This window comes from Kordia sp. (genome assembly GCF_965224175.1).
Lineage (GTDB): Bacteria > Bacteroidota > Bacteroidia > Flavobacteriales > Flavobacteriaceae > Kordia.
The window spans coordinates 1,174,001-1,193,646 of sequence record NZ_OZ245041.1; the positions used below are offsets into that span (position 1 = coordinate 1,174,001).

General features: G+C 32.5%; 18 protein-coding genes. 11 read left to right on the forward strand and 7 right to left on the reverse strand.

Annotated features, from left to right (window positions below; genetic code table 11):
- Positions 1–268: 268 nt before the first annotated feature.
- Complete coding sequence (locus tag ACOQOS_RS05135; protein ID WP_420573897.1) at positions 269–1,348, reverse strand: NAD(P)/FAD-dependent oxidoreductase; 1,080 nt, start codon at positions 1,346–1,348, stop codon at positions 269–271.
- Positions 1,349–1,577: 229 nt separating this feature from the next.
- On the reverse strand, positions 1,578–3,683 hold the full coding sequence (locus tag ACOQOS_RS05140; protein WP_420573898.1) for a LodA/GoxA family CTQ-dependent oxidase: 2,106 nt from the start codon (positions 3,681–3,683) through the stop codon (positions 1,578–1,580).
- 261 nt (positions 3,684–3,944) lie between these two features.
- On the opposite strand from ACOQOS_RS05140, the gene ACOQOS_RS05145 reads away from it, so the two are divergent.
- The 7 genes from ACOQOS_RS05145 to ACOQOS_RS05175 all read left to right on the forward strand — a co-directional run bounded on the left by ACOQOS_RS05145 (position 3,945) and on the right by ACOQOS_RS05175 (position 9,964).
- On the forward strand, positions 3,945–4,646 hold the full coding sequence (locus ACOQOS_RS05145; RefSeq protein WP_420573899.1) for a hypothetical protein: 702 nt from the start codon (positions 3,945–3,947) through the stop codon (positions 4,644–4,646).
- Positions 4,647–4,740: 94 nt separating this feature from the next.
- On the forward strand, positions 4,741–6,666 hold the full coding sequence (locus ACOQOS_RS05150) for a vWA domain-containing protein (protein ID WP_420573900.1): 1,926 nt from the start codon (positions 4,741–4,743) through the stop codon (positions 6,664–6,666).
- Positions 6,663–7,919, forward strand: a complete 1,257-nt coding sequence (locus ACOQOS_RS05155) for a dihydroorotase (RefSeq protein ID WP_420573901.1) — start codon at positions 6,663–6,665, stop codon at positions 7,917–7,919. The genes ACOQOS_RS05150 and ACOQOS_RS05155 overlap by 4 nt, the downstream gene beginning before the upstream one ends.
- Entirely contained in the window at positions 7,916–8,242 is a 327-nt protein-coding gene (locus ACOQOS_RS05160; protein WP_420573902.1) for a DUF4870 domain-containing protein, read from the forward strand. Before ACOQOS_RS05155 ends, ACOQOS_RS05160 begins: the two co-directional genes overlap by 4 nt.
- 12 nt (positions 8,243–8,254) lie before the next feature.
- Positions 8,255–8,908 carry an alpha/beta hydrolase gene (locus tag ACOQOS_RS05165; protein ID WP_420573903.1) on the forward strand — a complete coding sequence of 218 codons (654 nt, stop codon included), beginning with the start codon at positions 8,255–8,257 and terminating at the stop codon, positions 8,906–8,908.
- Position 8,909: 1 nt separating this feature from the next.
- Entirely contained in the window at positions 8,910–9,491 is a 582-nt protein-coding gene (locus ACOQOS_RS05170; protein WP_420573904.1) for a hypothetical protein, read from the forward strand.
- Complete coding sequence (locus tag ACOQOS_RS05175) at positions 9,488–9,964, forward strand: hypothetical protein (protein ID WP_420573905.1); 477 nt, start codon at positions 9,488–9,490, stop codon at positions 9,962–9,964. The genes ACOQOS_RS05170 and ACOQOS_RS05175 overlap by 4 nt, the downstream gene beginning before the upstream one ends.
- Before the next feature lie 22 nt (positions 9,965–9,986).
- On the opposite strand, the gene ACOQOS_RS05180 is transcribed toward ACOQOS_RS05175, so the two are convergent.
- From ACOQOS_RS05180 to ACOQOS_RS05190, 3 genes are read right to left on the reverse strand one after another with little or no spacing between them, the layout of a single operon-like run.
- Entirely contained in the window at positions 9,987–10,619 is a 633-nt protein-coding gene (locus tag ACOQOS_RS05180) for a hypothetical protein (protein WP_420573906.1), read from the reverse strand.
- Positions 10,600–11,127: a hydrolase gene (locus ACOQOS_RS05185; RefSeq protein ID WP_420573907.1), complete on the reverse strand. Its 528-nt coding sequence runs from the start codon at positions 11,125–11,127 to the stop codon at positions 10,600–10,602. The genes ACOQOS_RS05180 and ACOQOS_RS05185 overlap by 20 nt, the downstream gene beginning before the upstream one ends.
- Positions 11,128–11,140: 13 nt before the next feature.
- The gene (locus ACOQOS_RS05190; protein ID WP_420575132.1) at positions 11,141–11,905 is read right to left on the reverse strand and encodes an MBL fold metallo-hydrolase; all 765 of its coding nucleotides are present in this window, start codon (positions 11,903–11,905) and stop codon (positions 11,141–11,143) included.
- A 166-nt stretch (positions 11,906–12,071) separates the two neighbouring features.
- Between ACOQOS_RS05190 and ACOQOS_RS05195 the strand changes: the two genes are divergently transcribed.
- Together ACOQOS_RS05195 and ACOQOS_RS05200 are read left to right on the forward strand one after the other, a co-directional pair.
- Positions 12,072–13,535 (forward strand): TonB-dependent receptor, encoded by a 1,464-nt coding sequence (locus tag ACOQOS_RS05195; RefSeq protein WP_420573908.1) that lies wholly within the window; start codon positions 12,072–12,074, stop codon positions 13,533–13,535.
- A gap of 78 nt (positions 13,536–13,613) precedes the next feature.
- Positions 13,614–14,156: a hypothetical protein gene (locus tag ACOQOS_RS05200; protein ID WP_420573909.1), complete on the forward strand. Its 543-nt coding sequence runs from the start codon at positions 13,614–13,616 to the stop codon at positions 14,154–14,156.
- A 246-nt stretch (positions 14,157–14,402) separates the two neighbouring features.
- On the opposite strand, the gene bcp is transcribed toward ACOQOS_RS05200, so the two are convergent.
- Positions 14,403–14,864, reverse strand: coding sequence for a thioredoxin-dependent thiol peroxidase (gene bcp / locus ACOQOS_RS05205; RefSeq protein ID WP_420573910.1), 462 nt, complete (start codon positions 14,862–14,864; stop codon positions 14,403–14,405).
- Between the two features lie 47 nt (positions 14,865–14,911).
- Between bcp and ACOQOS_RS05210 the strand changes: the two genes are divergently transcribed.
- Positions 14,912–15,577: an endonuclease III domain-containing protein gene (locus tag ACOQOS_RS05210; RefSeq protein ID WP_420573911.1), complete on the forward strand. Its 666-nt coding sequence runs from the start codon at positions 14,912–14,914 to the stop codon at positions 15,575–15,577.
- 215 nt (positions 15,578–15,792) lie between these two features.
- On the opposite strand, the gene ACOQOS_RS05215 is transcribed toward ACOQOS_RS05210, so the two are convergent.
- On the reverse strand, positions 15,793–16,374 hold the full coding sequence (locus ACOQOS_RS05215) for an RNA polymerase sigma factor (protein ID WP_420573912.1): 582 nt from the start codon (positions 16,372–16,374) through the stop codon (positions 15,793–15,795).
- Positions 16,375–16,856: 482 nt separating this feature from the next.
- Here ACOQOS_RS05215 and uvrA point away from each other — a divergent pair, with 482 nt between their 5' ends.
- Entirely contained in the window at positions 16,857–19,637 is a 2,781-nt protein-coding gene (gene uvrA, locus ACOQOS_RS05220) for an excinuclease ABC subunit UvrA (protein ID WP_420573913.1), read from the forward strand.
- Positions 19,638–19,646: the final 9 nt, after the last annotated feature.

Here is a 19,646-nt window from a genome sequence, read left to right on the forward strand (position 1 = left end):
GTCAGTACAAAACCGAAATGTTCGTGAGTAGAAATCCACTACTACTCATACACTAGACCGTCATTCTTCTAATTCACAAATAATAAAAAATTTTATAAAAACAGTCTAGTAGATTTTTCTAATCGAATTAATATTAATTCTCATAAAAATTAAATTTAGAAGATAAGTTTCAAGACAGAGAATATATCAAAATAAGATTGACAAATTTGTGTAAGGCAATTTGATATTTCAAAATCTTTTAAAATAACTGAAGTCAAAGGAGTAATTTTTACTCAAAAAACCGTTTCCAGAAATCGGAATCTTTCCAGCGAGTTTCTTGTCGATACAAATTGTTTTTAGATTGCAAATACTGCTGAAAGATGGTTTTCATGGTTTCGTTATATTCTATAAACACATCAGGATCAGCTTCCGTTAATTTCTTATCAATCGCTTCTAAAGCTTTGGCTGCAGTGTAAATGGCATTTGTAATTCCATGTGATGACAATGGATCAAAAGACATTGCGGCATCTCCAAGTGCCAACCAATTGTTTCCAGCCACTTGTGGTGCTATAGAGGAATTTGCATTCCCACCTTTAAACTTTATGTTATCATCTTCAACCAAGAAATCTTTTAAATAGACGGTTTCCGATAATACAGATTTCCAGTTGGATACATCTTTAAGCTTAGACAAAATTTCATGTCCTTTATGCGTATAAATAGTGCAGATATTTTCCGTTTCATTCAACGCAGAAACAATTCCCCAACCTTCTTTAAAACTTTCTACATATACTTCATGCGTCAATTTGGGATGTTCTATTTTTGGTAAATGACAACTTAACGCAACCAATTCGTCATAAACAGTGCTTTCAATGTTCAATTTTTGCAAAACTGCACGATTTCGTCCTGTTGCATCTACTAAAATTTGTCCTTGCACCATTTTGACACCATCGTTTTTAGCTAAAACTACAGTGTTTCCATGCGATTCGTGAATCAATTCAAAACCTTTGCTATACGAAATCATGTTATCGCGTATCATGTCTCGCATTTTTTCTAAGGTTTGATGCTTGTTTATTTTCAAACCATTTTTATATGGATTTTGATGATAAAAATTAATATCCGTTACGCGTGAATTTCCCCACATAGAATGATAACCGTAGGTTTTACGATACGCATTTTCTTCAAAAACAGTTAATAATTTTAATTGCTCCAATAATGGCATTGCCGACGGCGGCAAGGTTTCTCCCAAGGCAAATGCTTGTTTTTCTTCTTTTCGATGCAGAAGCGCAAACGAAATCCCTTTACGAAGCAAAAGCACTGCAAGCGTGATGCCTGCAATGCCATTACCTATAATAATTACTTCTTTTTTCAAAAGTTTTAATTTGTATTGATCTTTAGTTTCAAAGCACTTCTCAGTACGATTTTCTATTGAAAATCACTCCTGAAGACTTTTTAAATAAAATAACGAGTCGATTTGAAAATGTATCAATAGAAACGTCTTTGCGAGAATTTTGAAAAATTCTCGTGATGACGTTTCAAAGCGATTCTAATAAGTCTAAAAGCGAAGCGATCTAAAATCTAACAGCAACGCGGTCTAATAGCTAGTTATCTTTAGAATCATACGCAACATACACAATCTCTGGAATTCCATCAATATCCAAGTCGAGTCTTCTTCCTGTGACAACTCCAATATCTTTCCACTGATATACCATATTGATCAAACCGTTCATATAACCACCTTCTGCGTGATAACCAATAAATCCGGTACTAGCTGTATGCAACCATTCCAAACGATTGGCATAAATATTACGTTTTGTATCCTCAGTAATCGTTGGATCTAAAAGTTTGTCATAACTATCTTTTGGCAATACATGCACAGGTAAATTTGCTGCCCACCAAGAAGGAACTGGATATTGTTTTTCTACGTATACTGCCTGACAACTTCCTGCATCAGATTGCCAAGGAATTCCCATCCACTTTGTTAAATCACCAGGTGTAACTTTCCAGAACCAGCTATCTTTACTTCCAGGTTCCATTGATCTTTGAATATCTTCTGAGTTCATTGAGAAACCAAAATCATTATAGAAAATTTCTTCTTGTTCTTCTCTAGAAGCTAAGTTTAATCGTACTTCACGCAAACCATATGCTCCAATTTGATATTCTGGATTATCAACGATGAGTCGATACGTTTCTTTATTTTCTGCATAAATATTATTGTGACGCATTGGCCAAGTCAATTCAACGCCAGGATGAAATCCTCCACCATATAATGTTTCAAGAACAGCTCTTGTCATTAGTAATGGCTTGCGTGCTTCATCTCTAGCAGATTCTAGGAATTGATCGCGATAAAAAGCGCCCATTTCGTCCATATTTTTAAAATCGAAACTTTCTGGTGTATAAAAATGTCCATCGCGCCATTGTCTAAGTTGTTCATAAATTATTGGTGGAATGGCAAACCATTGTGCAGGACTTCCAGGGTAATCAATGGCATCACCAGGATAATATGGTAATTTTAGTTCTTCTGTTCCGCTTCCGCGATTTACCAAATCTGTAGCATTTTTACTTGGAATAATTGGTTCATTAGACATCGTATATGCAGGATTACGGAACATATTGAATATTTTTTCACGTACTGCATCTGCTTCCGCTTTTGGTTCTTTTTGGTAGATATATTTGAATTGATCGTTTGCAATTAATTCATCAATGGTTTCTTTGAATGATGGCGCTAAGAAATCACCTAAGTTTACCCATTGCATTCTGTACAAACGATACATCATTGGAAAAACAGTTGCTAATTCTGGCGCATGATATTCGTTTGAAGCTCCCGTAATTAAATCATACATTGTTGATAATGGCTGAATTTGTGGTGCATAATCTGGCGGAGCTGAAGCTACCCAAGCAGCTGAATTTGCATCATCTAAATTGTATTCTTCTCCAGTATCTTTTCTACGAATTTTTGCTGTAATACGTCCATCACAAATATCATCATACCAATTAGAGTTATCTGCAAAATCTGTATTTAAATCGGAAGGATTTAATGCAGCAGAAATTCCGTCAGCTCCATAAAAAATAAGTGTTCCATCATCATCGTATTCTGCAGTTCCTAGATTTACATTTTTCGCTTCTACATTCATACGTTTGGCAAGCATGCTTACGCCATCTTTAGAAAATCTAGAAGAAGGAAACTGTCCTCTTAATTCTTTACGCTTTGCATTTTCATCAACACTTACTGATCCTGGATGATTTACCAAATCCTTACGAAAGTCATAACCGTCTTCTACGCGCAATCCTTGGTTTAATACATTTGGATTTCTATACGCAGCATTAATTCCTGGCGCCAGTTTATCTTTCACAAAATTTGGAGATAAGTTTTGGTTATCAGCAACTACGGATAAATCTAAACTGTTGTTAAAATCGTACCAAAATGGTTTCTTATTTGCCACTTCTACGGACCATTCAATTTCGAAATCGTCTGTATGAATTTGTCGTGTTGGATTTCCGTGATCGTCGCATTCGTAAATGTAAAAACGTTGTGCTTGTTTCTTTAAGCGACCATCTTTCGTCAAATAATTTTGATCTGTTTCATACAAATTTGCCCAAGGAATTTCTGGGCTAAATATTACTTCTTCTTTGGTTGCTGGACCATTTCCGAGTCGTGCAATTCCTATGGAAGGATAAATTCTAAATTTTGGATTTGAGTTTGCCATAATATGGTTGATTTTTTAAGTTGCATAAAGATATATGGCGTTACAATTTTTTACTAGCGTATTTTTACGTGGTTTTGCAAGAGTGTTGATTTTATGGGTTTGATTTTAGTGTTTGGAATATTATAGTTTTGTTCTTTGTTGATTTGTTGATTTGACTTAGATGTTTAATGATTGTGGAAAACCGTAATTCCAGATGTAATGTTTATTTTATTTTTAATAAAATAAAGCATGACAGCATAAATTAACACTAATCATTTATAAATGGAGAATTTAATTACTGTAATTGGATCTATAGCTTCTATAGGAGGATTACCTCTTGCTATTTATCTTTTCATTAAATCAAAAGAGCAAAAATTTGATAAAATTAAAAGAGGAATTATTCAAACCTTATCCTTCCAAATAGGGGAAGAAAGAGACATTTCAAGATTCGAAATTCAGACTGTGATAAATTCTAAGCTAAAAGAAAACAGGATTAATACAAATAAAATTAGTGTTAAAGAATTAATTGAAGATTTAGTAGTAACAGTAATGTCAAGTCCATTACTAGATAAAGAGAGAAAAACAACAGTTATTAACAGTTTAAAATACCTATATTTTAATAATACGTTTCATCAAAGCTTACTTGATTTAATTACACTTAATCTTCCTGATGATAAATTAAAAGAAAAAATCGATTTATTAATCAATGAAAGTAAAAAGAAGAGCTCAAAAGAAAATTATTTACAACAAGAATCAAAAGGTAAAAAATCGATATCATCATTATTTGGCCTTATTACTATCATATCAATTCTAATAACTTTAATCACCTACATAGTAGGTGCAGAGAAATATAATGAATTATTTAGTCCTAATGATCCAGAAAACATATTGTTTGGATATAAAGCTAATCTAATAATAGGCATTGTAATCTCTGTTGTGTCTGTTTCATTTACTATTTTCATAAACAAGATTAAACAAAAATAAATGTTCCTAACAAACCTTTAACACATCTTTATAAACACCAATATATGGTAAAATAGAATTAAACGTTTATATTTGAACAAATGTTTATTTAGGAATGCAATTCAAACACCCAGAAGTACTTTACGCCTTATTTTTACTACTCATTCCTATTCTGGTTCACTTATTTCAACTTCGCCGATTTGAGAAAACCGCGTTTACGAATGTAAAGTTTTTACAAAATGTTATTTTACAAACTCGAAAGAGTTCACAATTAAAGAAATGGCTGATTCTTTGTACGCGATTGTTAGCTATGGCTGGATTGGTTTTTGCGTTTGCACAACCGTATTTTGCCAATCGAGACATTGTAAAAACTGAGAAAGAAACTGTTATTTATCTTGATAATTCGTTTAGCATGCAAAGTAAAGGTGAAAAAGGCGCTTTGCTAAAACGTGCAGTTCAAGAGTTGTTGAATACCGTTCCTGAAGATGAAGAAGTTTCTATTTTCACAAACACAGAAACGTATAAAAATACAACTATCAAAAGTATTCGAAATGAATTGTTGCAATTGGAGTATTCACATCAACAAGAAGCAATTCCATCTGTGATTTTGAAAGGTCGTAAGTTATTTTCTAAGCAAAATAATTCTGTAAAAAACCTGATTTTAATCTCAGATTTTCAACAAAACGAACAACTTTCTGTTCGAAACGATAGTACGTTCACGACAAGTTATGTACAATTAAAACCTGCAAACGCTAATAATATCGCGCTTGACAGCTTGTATATTTCAGCACAAGACGCAAGTGCTGTAACTATTTCGGTTGTTTTGAAAAATTCAGGCGTTCCTGTGCAAGATGTTCCTGTTTCATTGTATGATGGCGGAAGTTTGATTGCAAAATCATCAGTAAATTTAGACACACAAAATAGTTCGGAAGTTAGCTTTTCGATTCCTTCTAATAAAGTGATTCAAGGAGAAATTCGTATCGATGACAATTCACTGCAATTTGACAATACGTTGTTTTTTAACATCAATTCTCCACAAAAAATTAATGTATTAGCGGTGAATGAAACTGATGATGATTTTTTGAAAAAATTATATACTAATGACGAATTCAACCTGACTTCTACTCCATTGAATCAGTTGAATTACAACGCAATTGCTACACAACAATTAATTATTCTGAATGAACTTAAAAGCATTCCTAATCCGTTGTTGACAGCATTGAGAAGTTTCAAACAAAATGGAGGTTCACTTGTTATCATTCCTGCCAAAGAAAGCGATTTGACAAGTTATAATACATTGTTGCAAGCTAATAATTTTGGGCGTTTTCAAGAAGTAGCAAACGTAACCGAAAAGAAGATTACTAAAATTAATTTTTCGCATCCGCTTTTTACAAATGTATTCGAAAAGAAAGTAACCAATTTCCAATATCCGAAGGTAAATCACTACTTTTCTATCAATGGAAATGCTGCTGTGTTAGCACTTGAAAACAATCTACCGTTTTTACTTTCAACAAACGAAACTTACCTTTTTACGGCTGCCATCAATAACGAGAATTCGAACTTCAAAAATTCGCCACTTATCGTTCCTATTCTTTATAATATTGGAAAAAATAGTTTACGATTAACGAATTTGTATTACACTTTAGGCAAAGAAAATACCTTTGATGTACAGACATCACTTGGGCAAGACGCTGTGTTGACTATCGCGAAAGCTGAAGAAGAATTTATTCCGTTACAACAAACAGCAAATAATAAAGTTCGATTGACGACAGATGAATTTCCATCGAAAGCTGGAATTTACAGTATTAAAAATCAAAATACTGAATTACAAAAGATTAGCTATAACTTCAATCGAAAAGAAAGCACGTTACAATACCATAATTTAGCCAACATATATCCAAATCAAACACATACTACGGTGTCGCAATTCTTTGAAGATTTAAAAAATGAACAGTCTGTTGCTTCGCTTTGGAAATGGTTTATTATTTTTGCGCTACTATTTTTAGGTATTGAAATTTTGATTTTAAAATTCGTCAAATGAACCTCATCATAAAATCCGCTACTATTCTTGATGCGTCGAGTAAACATCATCGCACTACAAAAGATATTTTGATAGAAAACGGAATTATTACACAGATTGCCACTTCCATAGAAAATTCAAACAATTACGAGACTATTTCGCTTGAAAACCTTCATGTTTCACAAGGTTGGTTTGATAGCAGTATAAGTTTGGGAGAACCAGGATTTGAAGAACGCGAAACGATTGAAAATGGGTTAAAAACTGCTGCCAAAAGTGGTTTTACAGCCGTTGCCGTAAATCCGAATGCAAATCCTATCGCAGACACAAAAGCTGATATTGCTTTCTTAAAAAGTAATGCTTTTGGAAATGCTGTTGACCTCTACCCTATTGGCGCACTTACAACTAAAAGTAAAAGTGTAGACTTGGCAGAATTATTTGATATGAAAAATGCAGGCGCTGTTGCGTTTGGCGATTATCAAAAAGCCATTGAAAACCCGAATTTACTGAAGATTGCTTTGTTGTATGCTGATAATTTTGACGGTTTAGTGTTATCATTTCCACAAGAAAATAAAGTTGTTGGTAAAGGAATTGTAAATGAAGGTCCAAATAGTACGCGATTAGGTTTAAAAGGAATTCCTTCTTTGGCAGAAGAATTGCATATTGCCCGTGATTTGTTTTTGTTGGAATATACAAAGGGAAAATTACACATTCCGACAATTTCTACAGCAAAATCAGTACAACTTATCCGTGAAGCGAAAGCAAAAGGATTGAATGTAAGTTGTTCGGTAGCTATTCATAATTTGATGATGACAGACGACGAATTGGAAACGTTTGATACCAACTATAAAGTATTACCTCCATTACGCACTGAAAAAGATCGCAAAGCTTTGATTGAGGCTTTATTTGATGGTACAATCGATATGGTAACTTCTGATCATAACCCAATTGATGTAGAACATAAAAAAGTAGAGTTTGACAACGCTATGTTTGGTACAATTGGCTTAGAAAGTGCTTTTGGTGCTTTGCAAACCATTTGTAATACTGATAAAACAATTGAACTCTTAACTGCAGGAAAAGAACGTTTTGGCATTGCAATTTCGAACATTACAGAAGGACAAAAAGCGAATTTAACACTTTTTAATCCTGAAGGAACTTATACATTTACTAAAAAGCACATTCACAGTACTTCTCAAAATTCTGCTTTCTACGGAAAAGAATTAAAAGGAACTGTGTATGGAATTATTCACAATCATCAAAAAATAGATTCATTATGAATCAGCAAACCATAGAAGAAGGAAGACAAGCTGCAATTATTAGTTACATCACAATTATTGGATTGGTCATTGCAATTTCTATGAATATAGAAACTAAGAATGAATTTGCGCGTATGCATATTCGTCAATCGCTCGGATTGAATATTTTATTTTATGTGATCTCATTTTTTATCGGCTATTTTAATAGTTGGATGATTTCTGGATCATTTTATGTATTCTTTATTGTATTGTGGGTTTTCGGACTTACAAACGCTATTCAACGTGAATACAAACCAATTCCGTTGTTGGGCGATTATTTTCAAGATTGGTTTAAATCTGTTTAAAACACAATTACCATGGATACTAAAAAGTTATCACTTCACCATATTATCAAAGCACCAAAAGTAGCTACGGAGAAAGCTCCTGTTATCATTTTATTTCACGGATACGGAAGTAATGAGGAAGATTTGTTTTCGTTTGCAGCAGAATTGCCTGAAAACTTATTTGTAGTTTCTGCGCGTGCGCCAAGAGATTTGCAACCATATGGATATTCATGGTATGACATTCACTATACAGCTACTGAAAAAATAAGTAATGATGAACAAGCATTAGAATCGCGAGATTTAGTCGCTACTTTTATTGATGAAGTTGTTACAAATTATCCTGTAGATGCTTCTAATGTTACGCTATTAGGTTTCAGTCAAGGAACAATTTTGAGTTATGCTGTAGCATTTACCTATCCTGAAAAAGTAAAAAATGTTGTGGCACTGAGTGGTTATTTGAATCATAAACTCTTTGAAGTGAGCAATGATAAAGATTACAGTCATATGAATTTTTACTGTTCTCATGGAAGCGTAGATCAAGTAATTCCTGTTGATGCAGCACGTTTAATTACGCCATTTATGGAAGCTAATAGTTTGAATCATGTCTATGAAGAATATCCTGTAGGACATGGAGTTGCTCCACAAAACTTCTACTCTTTCAAAGCTTGGTTGGAGAAGTTGATGTAAGATGCATTATAAAAAGAATATTGACATTGATATTGAAGCTTCCAAAAAAGCAGAAGTACTTATTTTTATTAGGGATTATGCTTCTCCAATGCTCTTGTTAGATATTTTTTTTGATGTCATATACTATATTATATTAATAGCTGCATTTCCTGTAATGTCAATTTTTATTCTGATAGATAGTCTTAATCATACGTTTTATCTGTTGTTTTCAATTCTCTACTTTATAATTACTGTAACTATTGCTTCTTTAATAACATACGTTCTATGTTCTCCTAGAAAACTTATGAGAATCTCCGGAATTTCTCCACAAAAAAATTATGCTATTTTAGAAAAGATCAGCAAACAAGCTGATTGGGATTTACGTCTCAATTCTGGTAAATTTTCTGTATACAAAGCAGGTTATTCACTTATTAGTTATGGAAAAGAACTCGTAGTCATTTATGATCATCAAGACATTCTTATCAATTGTATAAACTTATCAAGAATGGGAAGTAGATCTCCTTTTCACTGGTCTGGTAGTCGAAAAATGGAAAAGCAAATTCGAAAAAAATTCAAGCAACATTTAGCTCAAATACAATCATGAAACAATTTACATTATTACTTTTACTAGGACTTCTATTCACTTCGTGTAATAACGAAAAAGTTTCTAACATGGAACATACAATTGACGCTTTACAAAAAGAAGTGACTGAACTAAAAGCACAAAATAAACTCTTGAAAGATTCTTTACTTACTACTAATGTAGAATCGAGATTGTTGAATTCACAATTAATTGGAAGTCCAACAGAAGGAAAGATCCTTGTGAACAAAGAAAATAAAATCAATCTACGATTTCAGGAAGATTGGCGTTTACCTCCATATGATGTGTATCAAATCATAGAGAATGGTGAAAAGATCACCAAAAAACTCTTATTAAAACAGCAAACAAAACCGTTTTTTGAAATTACAGTTTTTCCAAAAAACAAAAAAGATAATGAAACAAAGTTGGAAGCTGTATTTGACTTCGATGGAAATGCTTTAACGATCCCTGCGCATATGAATTATCACTTGGAGTAATTTTTATTTACTCCTTTAAAAACTACTGCAAATGCTGTCTATTGCTACTTTTATAAAATAAATCTGTGAAGTATGGAAAGTTGTCAGAAACGAAAAGTTTGATACGCTTACTTTCTTTGCATTCGTCTAGTGTTCCGCAAGGCAAACTGTCTTTATGCAAAATTGTTTCTACTTTATAACGTTCGCCTTTGAATGTATATGCTGCATTGATGCGTATATAACCAGGATATGTAGGATTAATACTTTCAATTTCTCCATACATTTTGGTATAACTTTTAAAAGCTACATTTCGTGTGATTGGACGACTTGTGATTAAAATTTTAGATGAAGACAAATTACTTGGATCATATTTTACAGCGTAGTATGCGTCTATAATTGGAGCTCCATTTCGAACTTCACCAAGTTCTTTTTCCAAAGGTCCATGATCACTAATCCATTTTCCTTTGTAGTAATATTTATATTCTATGATTCTCGAAATACTAGTAGTGCGATGACCACCACGTTTAGTTATTTTACTAACTTTACCAATGGTATATTCAGCATTTGCAGCAAAATGTTCATCTTCCTTTCTATTAGAATATTCTATATAAAAAATGATCAAAACTACGCCACATACAATAATGAAACTCCTTGTTTTAGCCTTGATATTGAGCATATAAAACTTCTCTTAATAATTCAAACTTCAAATTTTTATCCTTATCAATTTCATAAGCAAGTAACATTTCTCCCCAATAACTTCCATCAGAGAAACTGCATAAAACCCACTTGTGGTTAATTACTTTTACTTTATCAACGGTCATAAATTTTCCATCAGTACCATCAAAAGGAACTAAAGGATTGTTGGCAGAAGCTGAATTTTGGTCATATATAGCATCAATAATCTCTTGTGAAAGGTTTTCTGTATCAAAATTATATTCATCAAAGTATGCTAAAGCTTCTCCATTGTTTTTTAATGAAAAATAGCTTAAATCTAAGTTTTGATCAATTAATATTTCCATAGAATCTTTATAAGCAACTACATCGTTTTTTAAGCCTTCTGTTTTCTCACGGAGTTTTTCAATCTTTGTATTTTGTTGTTCGTACATCTTATTCATACTCACATATTGGTAAATTGCTAATAAAACCAAGAATATAACTGTGTACAATAAAACTCTTTTTTTCATTTTGTATGCTATTTTAAATCGTAATCGTTAATGTATCGTATGCCAAAAATACGTTTTCTGGCAATTGTTTGGAAACTTCTGCATGAAAACCTAACAAGTGACTTATATGTGTTAAATATGCTTTTTCTGGTTGAAGTTCCGCAATAAATTCCAGTGCTTCTTCTAATGAAAAGTGTGATATATGTTCTTCAATTCGCAATGCATTGATTACAAGCACTTTTAAACCTTTTAATTTTTCTTTTTCGGCGGTTTCAATCGTTTTTACATCGGTGAGATATGCAAAATCGTCAAATCGATATCCAAAAACTTGTAATTTATAATGCCAAGCATTAATTGGAGTTACTGCAACACCTTTTAAAGTAAACACTTCATTATTCTTTACATCATGTTGTATAACGCTTGGAGCGCCAGGATATTTGTTTTCATCTACAAAAATATAGGCAAATCGCTTTTGTAATTCTCCAAATACGCGTTGATGTGCATACATAGGAATATCGCCCTGACGAAAGTAAAAAGGTCGTATATCATCTAAACCTGCAGTATGATCTGCGTGTTCATGTGTAAAAAGAATACCATCAATATGACTACAATTGGTACGCAGCATTTGCTGTCTAAAATCTGGTCCGCAATCAATCACGTATGTTGCGTTTTCCCAAGAAATCATAATAGAAACACGCAATCGTTTATCACGCGAATCATTACTCAAACAAACAGGATGTTCACTTCCTATAATTGGAATTCCTTGCGAAGTGCCTGTTCCAAGAAAAGTAACTGTCATCATAAACTATAGTAGTTTGTTAAAAATTGGGTGCTTTTTTAGATAGATCTGTTCCATTTGTCGATCATTATTCAAATTTAACTTATTATTTAACAAAAAACCCGAAATAATGCATTCAAAAAAATAAGGATTGTTTATTTTTGTACCAAACAAATTCAAACTACTCATGGCTATTGTCTATAAAGGTGATTCAAACTTAGAAAACGTTCCTTCCTTAAAAGCGAAAGCATTACGAATTAACTTAAACAGTCAAATCTACGGTACATTTGCTGAGATTGGAGCTGGACAAGAAACAGTTCGTCATTTTTTCAGATCTGGAGGAGCATCCGGAACTATCGCAAAAGCGATGAGTGCATATGACAAAGATTTTAGTGATGCCATTTATGGTGTGGAAAATGACAGACGTTATGTTACTGAAGCACGACTTAAGAAAATGTTATCGCATGAAATGTCTTTGTTAGAAGATCGTATTACACGTGACAAGCATCCTGATAAGATGTTTTTCTGTTTTGCAAATACGGTAGCGACTATTGACTTCGCTAAAAAATATAAAGGTCACGGTTGGATGGGAATCAAGTACCAAATTGATCCTTCTCAAGAATACAACGAAATTATATTGCATGTTCGTTTCCATGAAAACGATGCAAAGCTACAACAGGAAACATTGGGAATTATGGGTGTAAACCTTATTCACGGTGCTTTCTATAAGTATAATAATCCAAAGAATTTATTACGTTATTTATACGATCATATAGATAAGGATAAGATTGAGATAGATACCATAAATTTCTCTGGACCACAATTTGAAGAAGTTGACAACCGATTGATGAGTTTACAACTTCTTAAAAATGGAATGACTGAAGCCGTTATTTTTGGACCTGACGGAAATAATATACTTCCTGCACGATTGCTTTACAAAAAGAATGTATTGGCACTACGTGGAAGTTTCCGTCCTGTAACCAAGGTAAATATGGACATGTTCCAAAAATCGTACGATATTTTTATTCGTGAAAATAAAGTAGAAGAAGAAAAAACAGTGGTTCTGTTTGAAATTACTTTGTCAAATCTTCGTGCAGAAGGAGAAATTGACGAACAAGATTTCATGGATAGAGCTCAGTTACTCGGTTCGCTTGGACAAACAGTAATGATTTCTAACTTTAAAGAATATTATCGTTTGGTTGATTACTTCTCCAACTATACAAAAGAGCGTATGGCATTGACTATGGGCGTAAATAACTTAGTTGATATTTTTGATGAAAAGTACTATCGTCATGTCAGCGGTGGAATATTAGAAGCCTTTGGAAAATTATTCTACAAAGACTTGAAAGTTTATTTATATCCTATGAGACGTAAGGAAACTGGTGAATTAGTGAATAGTAATAACTTAAAAGTACATCCACGTATGAAAGAATTGTATAAGTTCTTTAAATACAACGGAAAAGTGGTTGATATTTTTGATTTTGATAATAACATTCTTGATATTTTTTCTAGAAAAGTATTAAAAATGATTGCCGATAATGAAGAAGGTTGGGAAAAGATGTTACCTGATGGCGTTGCTGAAATTATCAAAGAGAAAAAGTTATTTGGCTATTTACAGCAAAATGAAAACGAATTGATCGAAAATAAATAATATATAGAAGCTCCTTTTTTTAGGAGCTTTTTTTTTTGACCTATTAGCTTAATTCTAAAATAAAATACATTAGTTAAAATGAAATTAGAACAACTGTTACATGAGTTTTATCTTAAAAATGGAATTCCCAAAGATGGCGGAGCTAGCAAAGATACTTTTGAATTTAAAGTTTTTGGATTAAAATTTAATTTACCTAATCCAAAATTTAGAAAAGAAGCCATGCATATTCACGATATACAACATATTTATAATGATTGCGACATTTCTTGGAAAGGCGAAGGATTTATTGCTGGATGGGAAATCTCAACTGGAATGTGGAAATATTTTCGATTAGGACTTTTAAGTTTATGGGCAATGGGTTACAGTATATGGATATATCCTAAAGCTGTTTTTAAAGGTTTTAAAAAAGGATTGAATGATATTGGAGTCATTGATCTAAAAATGAGTAAATCTGAACTTATGGAAATGGAATATGATGAACTCTTAAATATTATGAAAAAAGATACCACAACTACAATGAACTCAGTACAATGGATTAAATTTATATTTTGGGTATTTGCGAGTCAATTAGTTTTTCTTTTTCCTATCGTACTGATTGGAATAATTTACTTTTTAAGCTAGTTATCGTCTGTTTCAAGCTTTAAGATTATTCGTCACCACGAGGAGTTTGCGACTTAGTAGTCTGTTCCTAAAAGAAATTTGTATATCTTTTGAAACAGATTGCTTCACTTCGATCACAATGACACATCAAAAAAAACAGACTCCACAAAATTGTAAAGTCTGTTATATATTTAAAATGTAAATTATAGATAATAAACGGTTACTTAGAACTACATTATCGAATCAACACATTTTCAAATCTTCAAATTAATCCAAAAGCGCCAAAATCTGTGCTGCATGATCTTTTGTTTTCACTTTATCAATCACATGATCTACTACTCCATTTTCGTTGACTAGAAACGTTTTACGGTGAATTCCATCATAAATTTTTCCCATGAATTTCTTTTCGCCCCAAACACCAAAAGCTTCAATTACTTCTTTGTTTTCATCGGCTAACAACGGAAAAGGGAATTCATATTTATTTTTAAAATTGGTTTGTCTTTTCTCTGAATCGGCACTTACACCTAACAATTCAAAACCTTTACTTTGTAATTCGGCATAATTGTCTCTCAAATTACAAGCTTCTGCCGTACAACCTGGTGTACTTGCTTTTGGATAAAAGAAAACAACAAGCTTTTTTCCTTGATAATCTGACAAAGAGACTGCGTTTCCATCTTGGTCATTTACTGTAAAATCGGGTACTTTATCTCCTGTTTTTAGCGTATTCATAGCGTTCAATATTTTTATTGTCTATTTTTGTGTAAAAATACTGAAAAATGACTAAACAAGAAAAAGTTCAATTTGTAATTGATACTCTTGAAAACATATATCCTGAAATTCCTATTCCACTCGATCACAAAGATCCATATACCTTATTAATCGCTGTATTAATGTCTGCGCAAAGTACAGATGTTCGCGTCAATCAAATCACACCTTTATTATTTGAAAAGGCAGATAATCCATACGACATGGTAAAATTGACAGTGGAAGAAATTAGAGATATCATTAGACCTGTTGGTTTATCTCCAATGAAATCGAAAGGAATTCATGGCTTATCACAAATACTTATTGACAAACATAATGGCAAAGTTCCTCAAAACTTAGAAGACTTAGAAGAATTGCCTGCTGTTGGACATAAAACAGCAAGTGTTGTTATTAGTCAAGCCTTTGGAATTCCTGCATTTCCTGTAGATACACATATTCACAGATTGATGTATAGATGGAATTTATCGAATGGAAAAAATGTAGTGCAAACCGAGAGAGATGCCAAACGCCTGTTTCCAAAAGAAAAATGGAACGACTTGCATTTACAAATCATTTGGTATGGAAGAGAATATTGTCCTGCGCGTGGTTGGGACTTAGAAAAAGATATAATTACCAAGACTATTGGTAGAAAAACGGTCATTAATGAATATCTAAAAGCGAAAAAGACTCGCAGCTAACGAGTCTTTTTTCCAAAGTTTAGTTGAGAAGCGTTTCAAACTTCATCCTTTTGTAATTAATAACACTTAAAGCTTTCGAATAGTTCAGTAAAAAGCTTATTGTTTCCTTTTTTGGTAACATATTTTTCTTTTCAAATGAACTTTTAGTGTAATTTTTTGGCATATATTGTCTTTTATATTTAAAACAACAACGCACATATTTACACTTTATTGTATTAGTTTGTCAAAACTATATTATGCTTATCGATTACCTTTCTCAAATTAATTAATGCATATCGCATTCTTCCTAGAGCAGTATTAATGCTAACGCCTGTTTTCTCTGAGATTTCTTTAAAACTCAAATCTTGATACATACGCATTAATAGTACTTCTTTTTGATCTTCAGGTAATTCATCGACCAAACGACGTACATCGTTTTCTACTTGATTTTTAATAATTCTATTTTCAGCATTCAAATTGGTATCACTCAATACAGAAAAAATATTAAAGTCACCATTGTTATCATACTTTGGCATCCTATTATTCTTTCTAAAATGATCGATCACGAGATTGTGAGAAATACGCATTACCCAAGGTAAAAACTTACCTTCTTCATTATAATTTCCCTTTTTTAAAGTTCTGATAACTTTAATGAAAGTATCTTGAAAAATATCTTCTGTGATATCTCTATCTAAAACTTTTGAATATATAAAACTATATATACGTTGTTTATGACGTTCTATTAATACGCCCAAAGCGCACTCGTCGCCTTTGATGTAATTAGATACCAATACTGAATCTTGCAGAATCTGTTTCATAGCATTACTTTTTTACATGATTATTATCGAGGCTGATAATATTTCCGAATTTTTTAAAAAAGTATTTTTATGCTATACGCAGATGTTTTGTAGTTTTTGTTATGAATCAAATATAGTAACATTCGTTAAAAAAATGCAAATAAAATTCAATATTTTAACATTTTCACCGCATTTACTAGGCTCAAAAAGTATTTTCTCAACTATTATATTTAATAAATTTTACATTTAAAAACATATTTTTCAAAATTTACACTGAGTAAAGCGTATAAAAAAATGAACCTAAATTCACTTTTCTATATATTCTCTAAGGTATGTATGCTTGTCTTTTTCTGAGGCTCTTATATGTGAATGATCAAATTTAGAATCAAATACCATTTAAAAATTAAGAAAATGAGCCCATTTATAACAATTAAACTTTCATTATAAAATTCTAATGTATTTTTCGTCTTAAAAGCAGTATCTTTGCAATTATTTTTTTTCCAATGACACAAGATCTCGCAACTGTAAATCCTAAAGAAAATATAATTATAAAAGGCGCCAAACTGCACAACCTTAAAAATATTGACGTGGTCATTCCGCGCAATAAATTGGTAGTGATTACAGGTCTTTCTGGTTCTGGAAAATCCAGTTTAGCTTTTGATACTCTATATGCCGAAGGACAGCGTAGATATGTAGAAAGTTTGTCTTCGTATGCACGTCAGTTCTTAGGACGTTTGCATAAGCCAAAAGTAGATTATATTAAAGGAATTGCACCTGCGATTGCCATTGAACAAAAAGTAAACTCTACCAATCCGCGTTCTTCCGTAGGAACCACCACAGAAATTTATGACTATTTAAAACTGTTGTATGCGCGCATTGGAAAAACCATCTCTCCTATTTCGGGTAAAGAAGTTAAAAAACATACAGTTACAGATGTAATCAATTATGTAAAGACTTTTGAAGAACGTAGCAAACTTTTATTATTGGCTCCGGTAACAGTTCCTGAAGAACGCAGCGCATTTCATACCATAAAAGTATTAGCCCAACAAGGATACGCACGAATCAAGAAAAATGATGAGATTCTTCGTATTGATGAAATTAATGAAGATTTTGAAGAAGACTTTTCTTTGGTGATTGATCGTATTGTGGTTTCACATGATGAAGATTTTTACAATCGATTGGCAGATGCAGTACAAACCGCTTTCTTTGAAGGAAAAGGCGAATGTTATATTGAAACTGTCAGCGATAAAAAAATTGCTCATTTTAGTAATAAATTTGAGCTTGATGGCATGAAATTTCTGGAACCTAATATTCACTTATTTAGTTTTAACAATCCATACGGAGCGTGTCCTAAATGTGAAGGTTATGGTGATGTTATTGGTATTGATGAAGACTTAGTAATTCCAAACACAGGACTTTCTGTATATGAAAATGCGATTTTCCCTTGGCGTGGAGAAAGCATGAGTTGGTATAGAGATCAATTGGTAAATAATGCGTATCAATTTGACTTTCCTATTCACAAACCTTGGTTTGAGCTCACAGATGCACAAAAGAAACTTGTTTGGGACGGAAACGACTATTTTGAAGGGTTGCATCAATTCTTTTCGTTCTTAGAAGAGAAAAGTTATAAAATTCAAAATCGTGTGATGCTTTCACGTTATCGTGGAAAAACAAAATGTTCGGTCTGTGATGGCAAACGCTTGCGTACAGAAGCTAATTATGTAAAAATTGGAGGAAAAACAATTACAGACTTAGTTGTATTACCATTAAATGAATTGATTGTATTTTTTGAAGAATTACAATTGAGTGAACACGACGAGCAAATAGCGACACGTTTATTAAAAGAAATTAAAAATCGTTTGGCATTTTTAACAAATGTCGGATTAGACTATTTAACACTAAATCGTAAATCGAATTCACTTTCTGGTGGAGAATCACAACGTATCAATCTAGCAACTTCTTTAGGTAGTAGTTTAGTTGGTTCTATGTACATCTTAGATGAACCAAGTATTGGATTGCATCCTAAAGACAGCGAACGTTTGATTCAAGTTTTAATTTCACTACGCGATTTAGGAAATACAGTAATTGTTGTAGAACATGACGAAGATATCATGCATGCAGCAGACGAAATTATTGACATTGGTCCTGAAGCAGGAACACATGGAGGTCATGTGGTAGCGTATGGTGATTATAAAACTATCTTAAAAGCTGATTCACTTACGGCAAAATACCTCAACAAATCTATACAAATTGAAGTTCCACAAAAGCGTAGAACTTCCAATCAGTATATAAAAGTTGTTGGCGCACGCGAAAACAATCTTAAAAATATAGACGTTACGTTTCCACTAAACATGCTTACAGTAGTAACTGGAGTTTCTGGAAGTGGAAAAAGTTCGTTAGTAAAAAAGATATTATATCCTTCTATGTTGAAGGAAACTGGCGGTTATGGAGAAAAACCTGGTCAGTTTACCAAATTAGACGGAAAATACAGTACTGTAAAGCATATTGAATTTGTAGATCAGAATCCTATTGGACGTTCTTCACGTTCCAATCCTGTAACCTATATCAAAGCTTATGATGATATTAGAGCCTTATATGCAAGTCAAAAGCTAGCAAATATTAGAGGTTACAAAACCAAACATTTCTCTTTTAATGTTGATGGCGGACGCTGTGAAACTTGTAAAGGAGAAGGACAAGTTACGATTGAAATGCAGTTCATGGCAGATGTACATTTAGAATGCGAAACTTGTGGAGGAAAGCGTTTTAAGAAAGAGGTCTTAGAAGTAAATTACGAAGGAAAAAATATTGACGATATTTTAACCATGACGATTGATGATGCAATGGATTTCTTTACAAAGCATGAGCAGAAAAAAATCTATCGTAAGTTAAAACCATTACAAGATGTTGGTTTAGGATATGTAACTTTAGGACAAAGTTCTTCTACCCTTTCTGGTGGAGAAGCACAACGTATTAAATTAGCTTCTTTCTTGGTAAAAGGAAATACGAAAGATAAAGCCTTGTTTATTTTTGATGAACCAACCACAGGCTTGCATTTTCATGATATCAAAAAATTATTAGCTTCTTTTGATGCTTTGATTGACAAAGGACATTCTATCATTGTCGTAGAACATAATATTGAATTGATTAAATGTGCCGATCATATTATTGATTTAGGTCCTGAAGGCGGAAAAAACGGAGGAACACTTGTTGCTTATGGAACTCCTGAAGAAGTTGTGAAAAACAAAAAATCATTTACGGGACATTATCTAAAAGAAAAAATATAAGAGTTACTT

Bases quoted from the DNA above. Each gene is read 5' to 3' on its own strand.
- ACOQOS_RS05140 (WP_420573898.1), bottom strand. From the start codon at position 3,683: ATGGCAAACTCAAATCCAAAATTTAGAATTTATCCTTCCATAGGAATT.
- ACOQOS_RS05145 (WP_420573899.1), top strand. From the start codon at position 3,945: ATGGAGAATTTAATTACTGTAATTGGATCTATAGCTTCTATAGGAGGA.
- ACOQOS_RS05150 (WP_420573900.1), top strand. From the start codon at position 4,741: ATGCAATTCAAACACCCAGAAGTACTTTACGCCTTATTTTTACTACTC.
- ACOQOS_RS05155 (WP_420573901.1), top strand. From the start codon at position 6,663: ATGAACCTCATCATAAAATCCGCTACTATTCTTGATGCGTCGAGTAAA.
- ACOQOS_RS05160 (WP_420573902.1), top strand. From the start codon at position 7,916: ATGAATCAGCAAACCATAGAAGAAGGAAGACAAGCTGCAATTATTAGT.
- ACOQOS_RS05165 (WP_420573903.1), top strand. From the start codon at position 8,255: ATGGATACTAAAAAGTTATCACTTCACCATATTATCAAAGCACCAAAA.
- ACOQOS_RS05170 (WP_420573904.1), top strand. From the start codon at position 8,910: ATGCATTATAAAAAGAATATTGACATTGATATTGAAGCTTCCAAAAAA.
- ACOQOS_RS05175 (WP_420573905.1), top strand. From the start codon at position 9,488: ATGAAACAATTTACATTATTACTTTTACTAGGACTTCTATTCACTTCG.
- ACOQOS_RS05180 (WP_420573906.1), bottom strand. From the start codon at position 10,619: ATGCTCAATATCAAGGCTAAAACAAGGAGTTTCATTATTGTATGTGGC.
- ACOQOS_RS05185 (WP_420573907.1), bottom strand. From the start codon at position 11,127: ATGAAAAAAAGAGTTTTATTGTACACAGTTATATTCTTGGTTTTATTA.
- ACOQOS_RS05190 (WP_420575132.1), bottom strand. From the start codon at position 11,905: ATGACAGTTACTTTTCTTGGAACAGGCACTTCGCAAGGAATTCCAATT.
- ACOQOS_RS05195 (WP_420573908.1), top strand. From the start codon at position 12,072: ATGGCTATTGTCTATAAAGGTGATTCAAACTTAGAAAACGTTCCTTCC.
- ACOQOS_RS05200 (WP_420573909.1), top strand. From the start codon at position 13,614: ATGAAATTAGAACAACTGTTACATGAGTTTTATCTTAAAAATGGAATT.
- bcp (WP_420573910.1), bottom strand. From the start codon at position 14,864: ATGAATACGCTAAAAACAGGAGATAAAGTACCCGATTTTACAGTAAAT.
- ACOQOS_RS05210 (WP_420573911.1), top strand. From the start codon at position 14,912: ATGACTAAACAAGAAAAAGTTCAATTTGTAATTGATACTCTTGAAAAC.
- ACOQOS_RS05215 (WP_420573912.1), bottom strand. From the start codon at position 16,374: ATGAAACAGATTCTGCAAGATTCAGTATTGGTATCTAATTACATCAAA.
- uvrA (WP_420573913.1), top strand. From the start codon at position 16,857: ATGACACAAGATCTCGCAACTGTAAATCCTAAAGAAAATATAATTATA.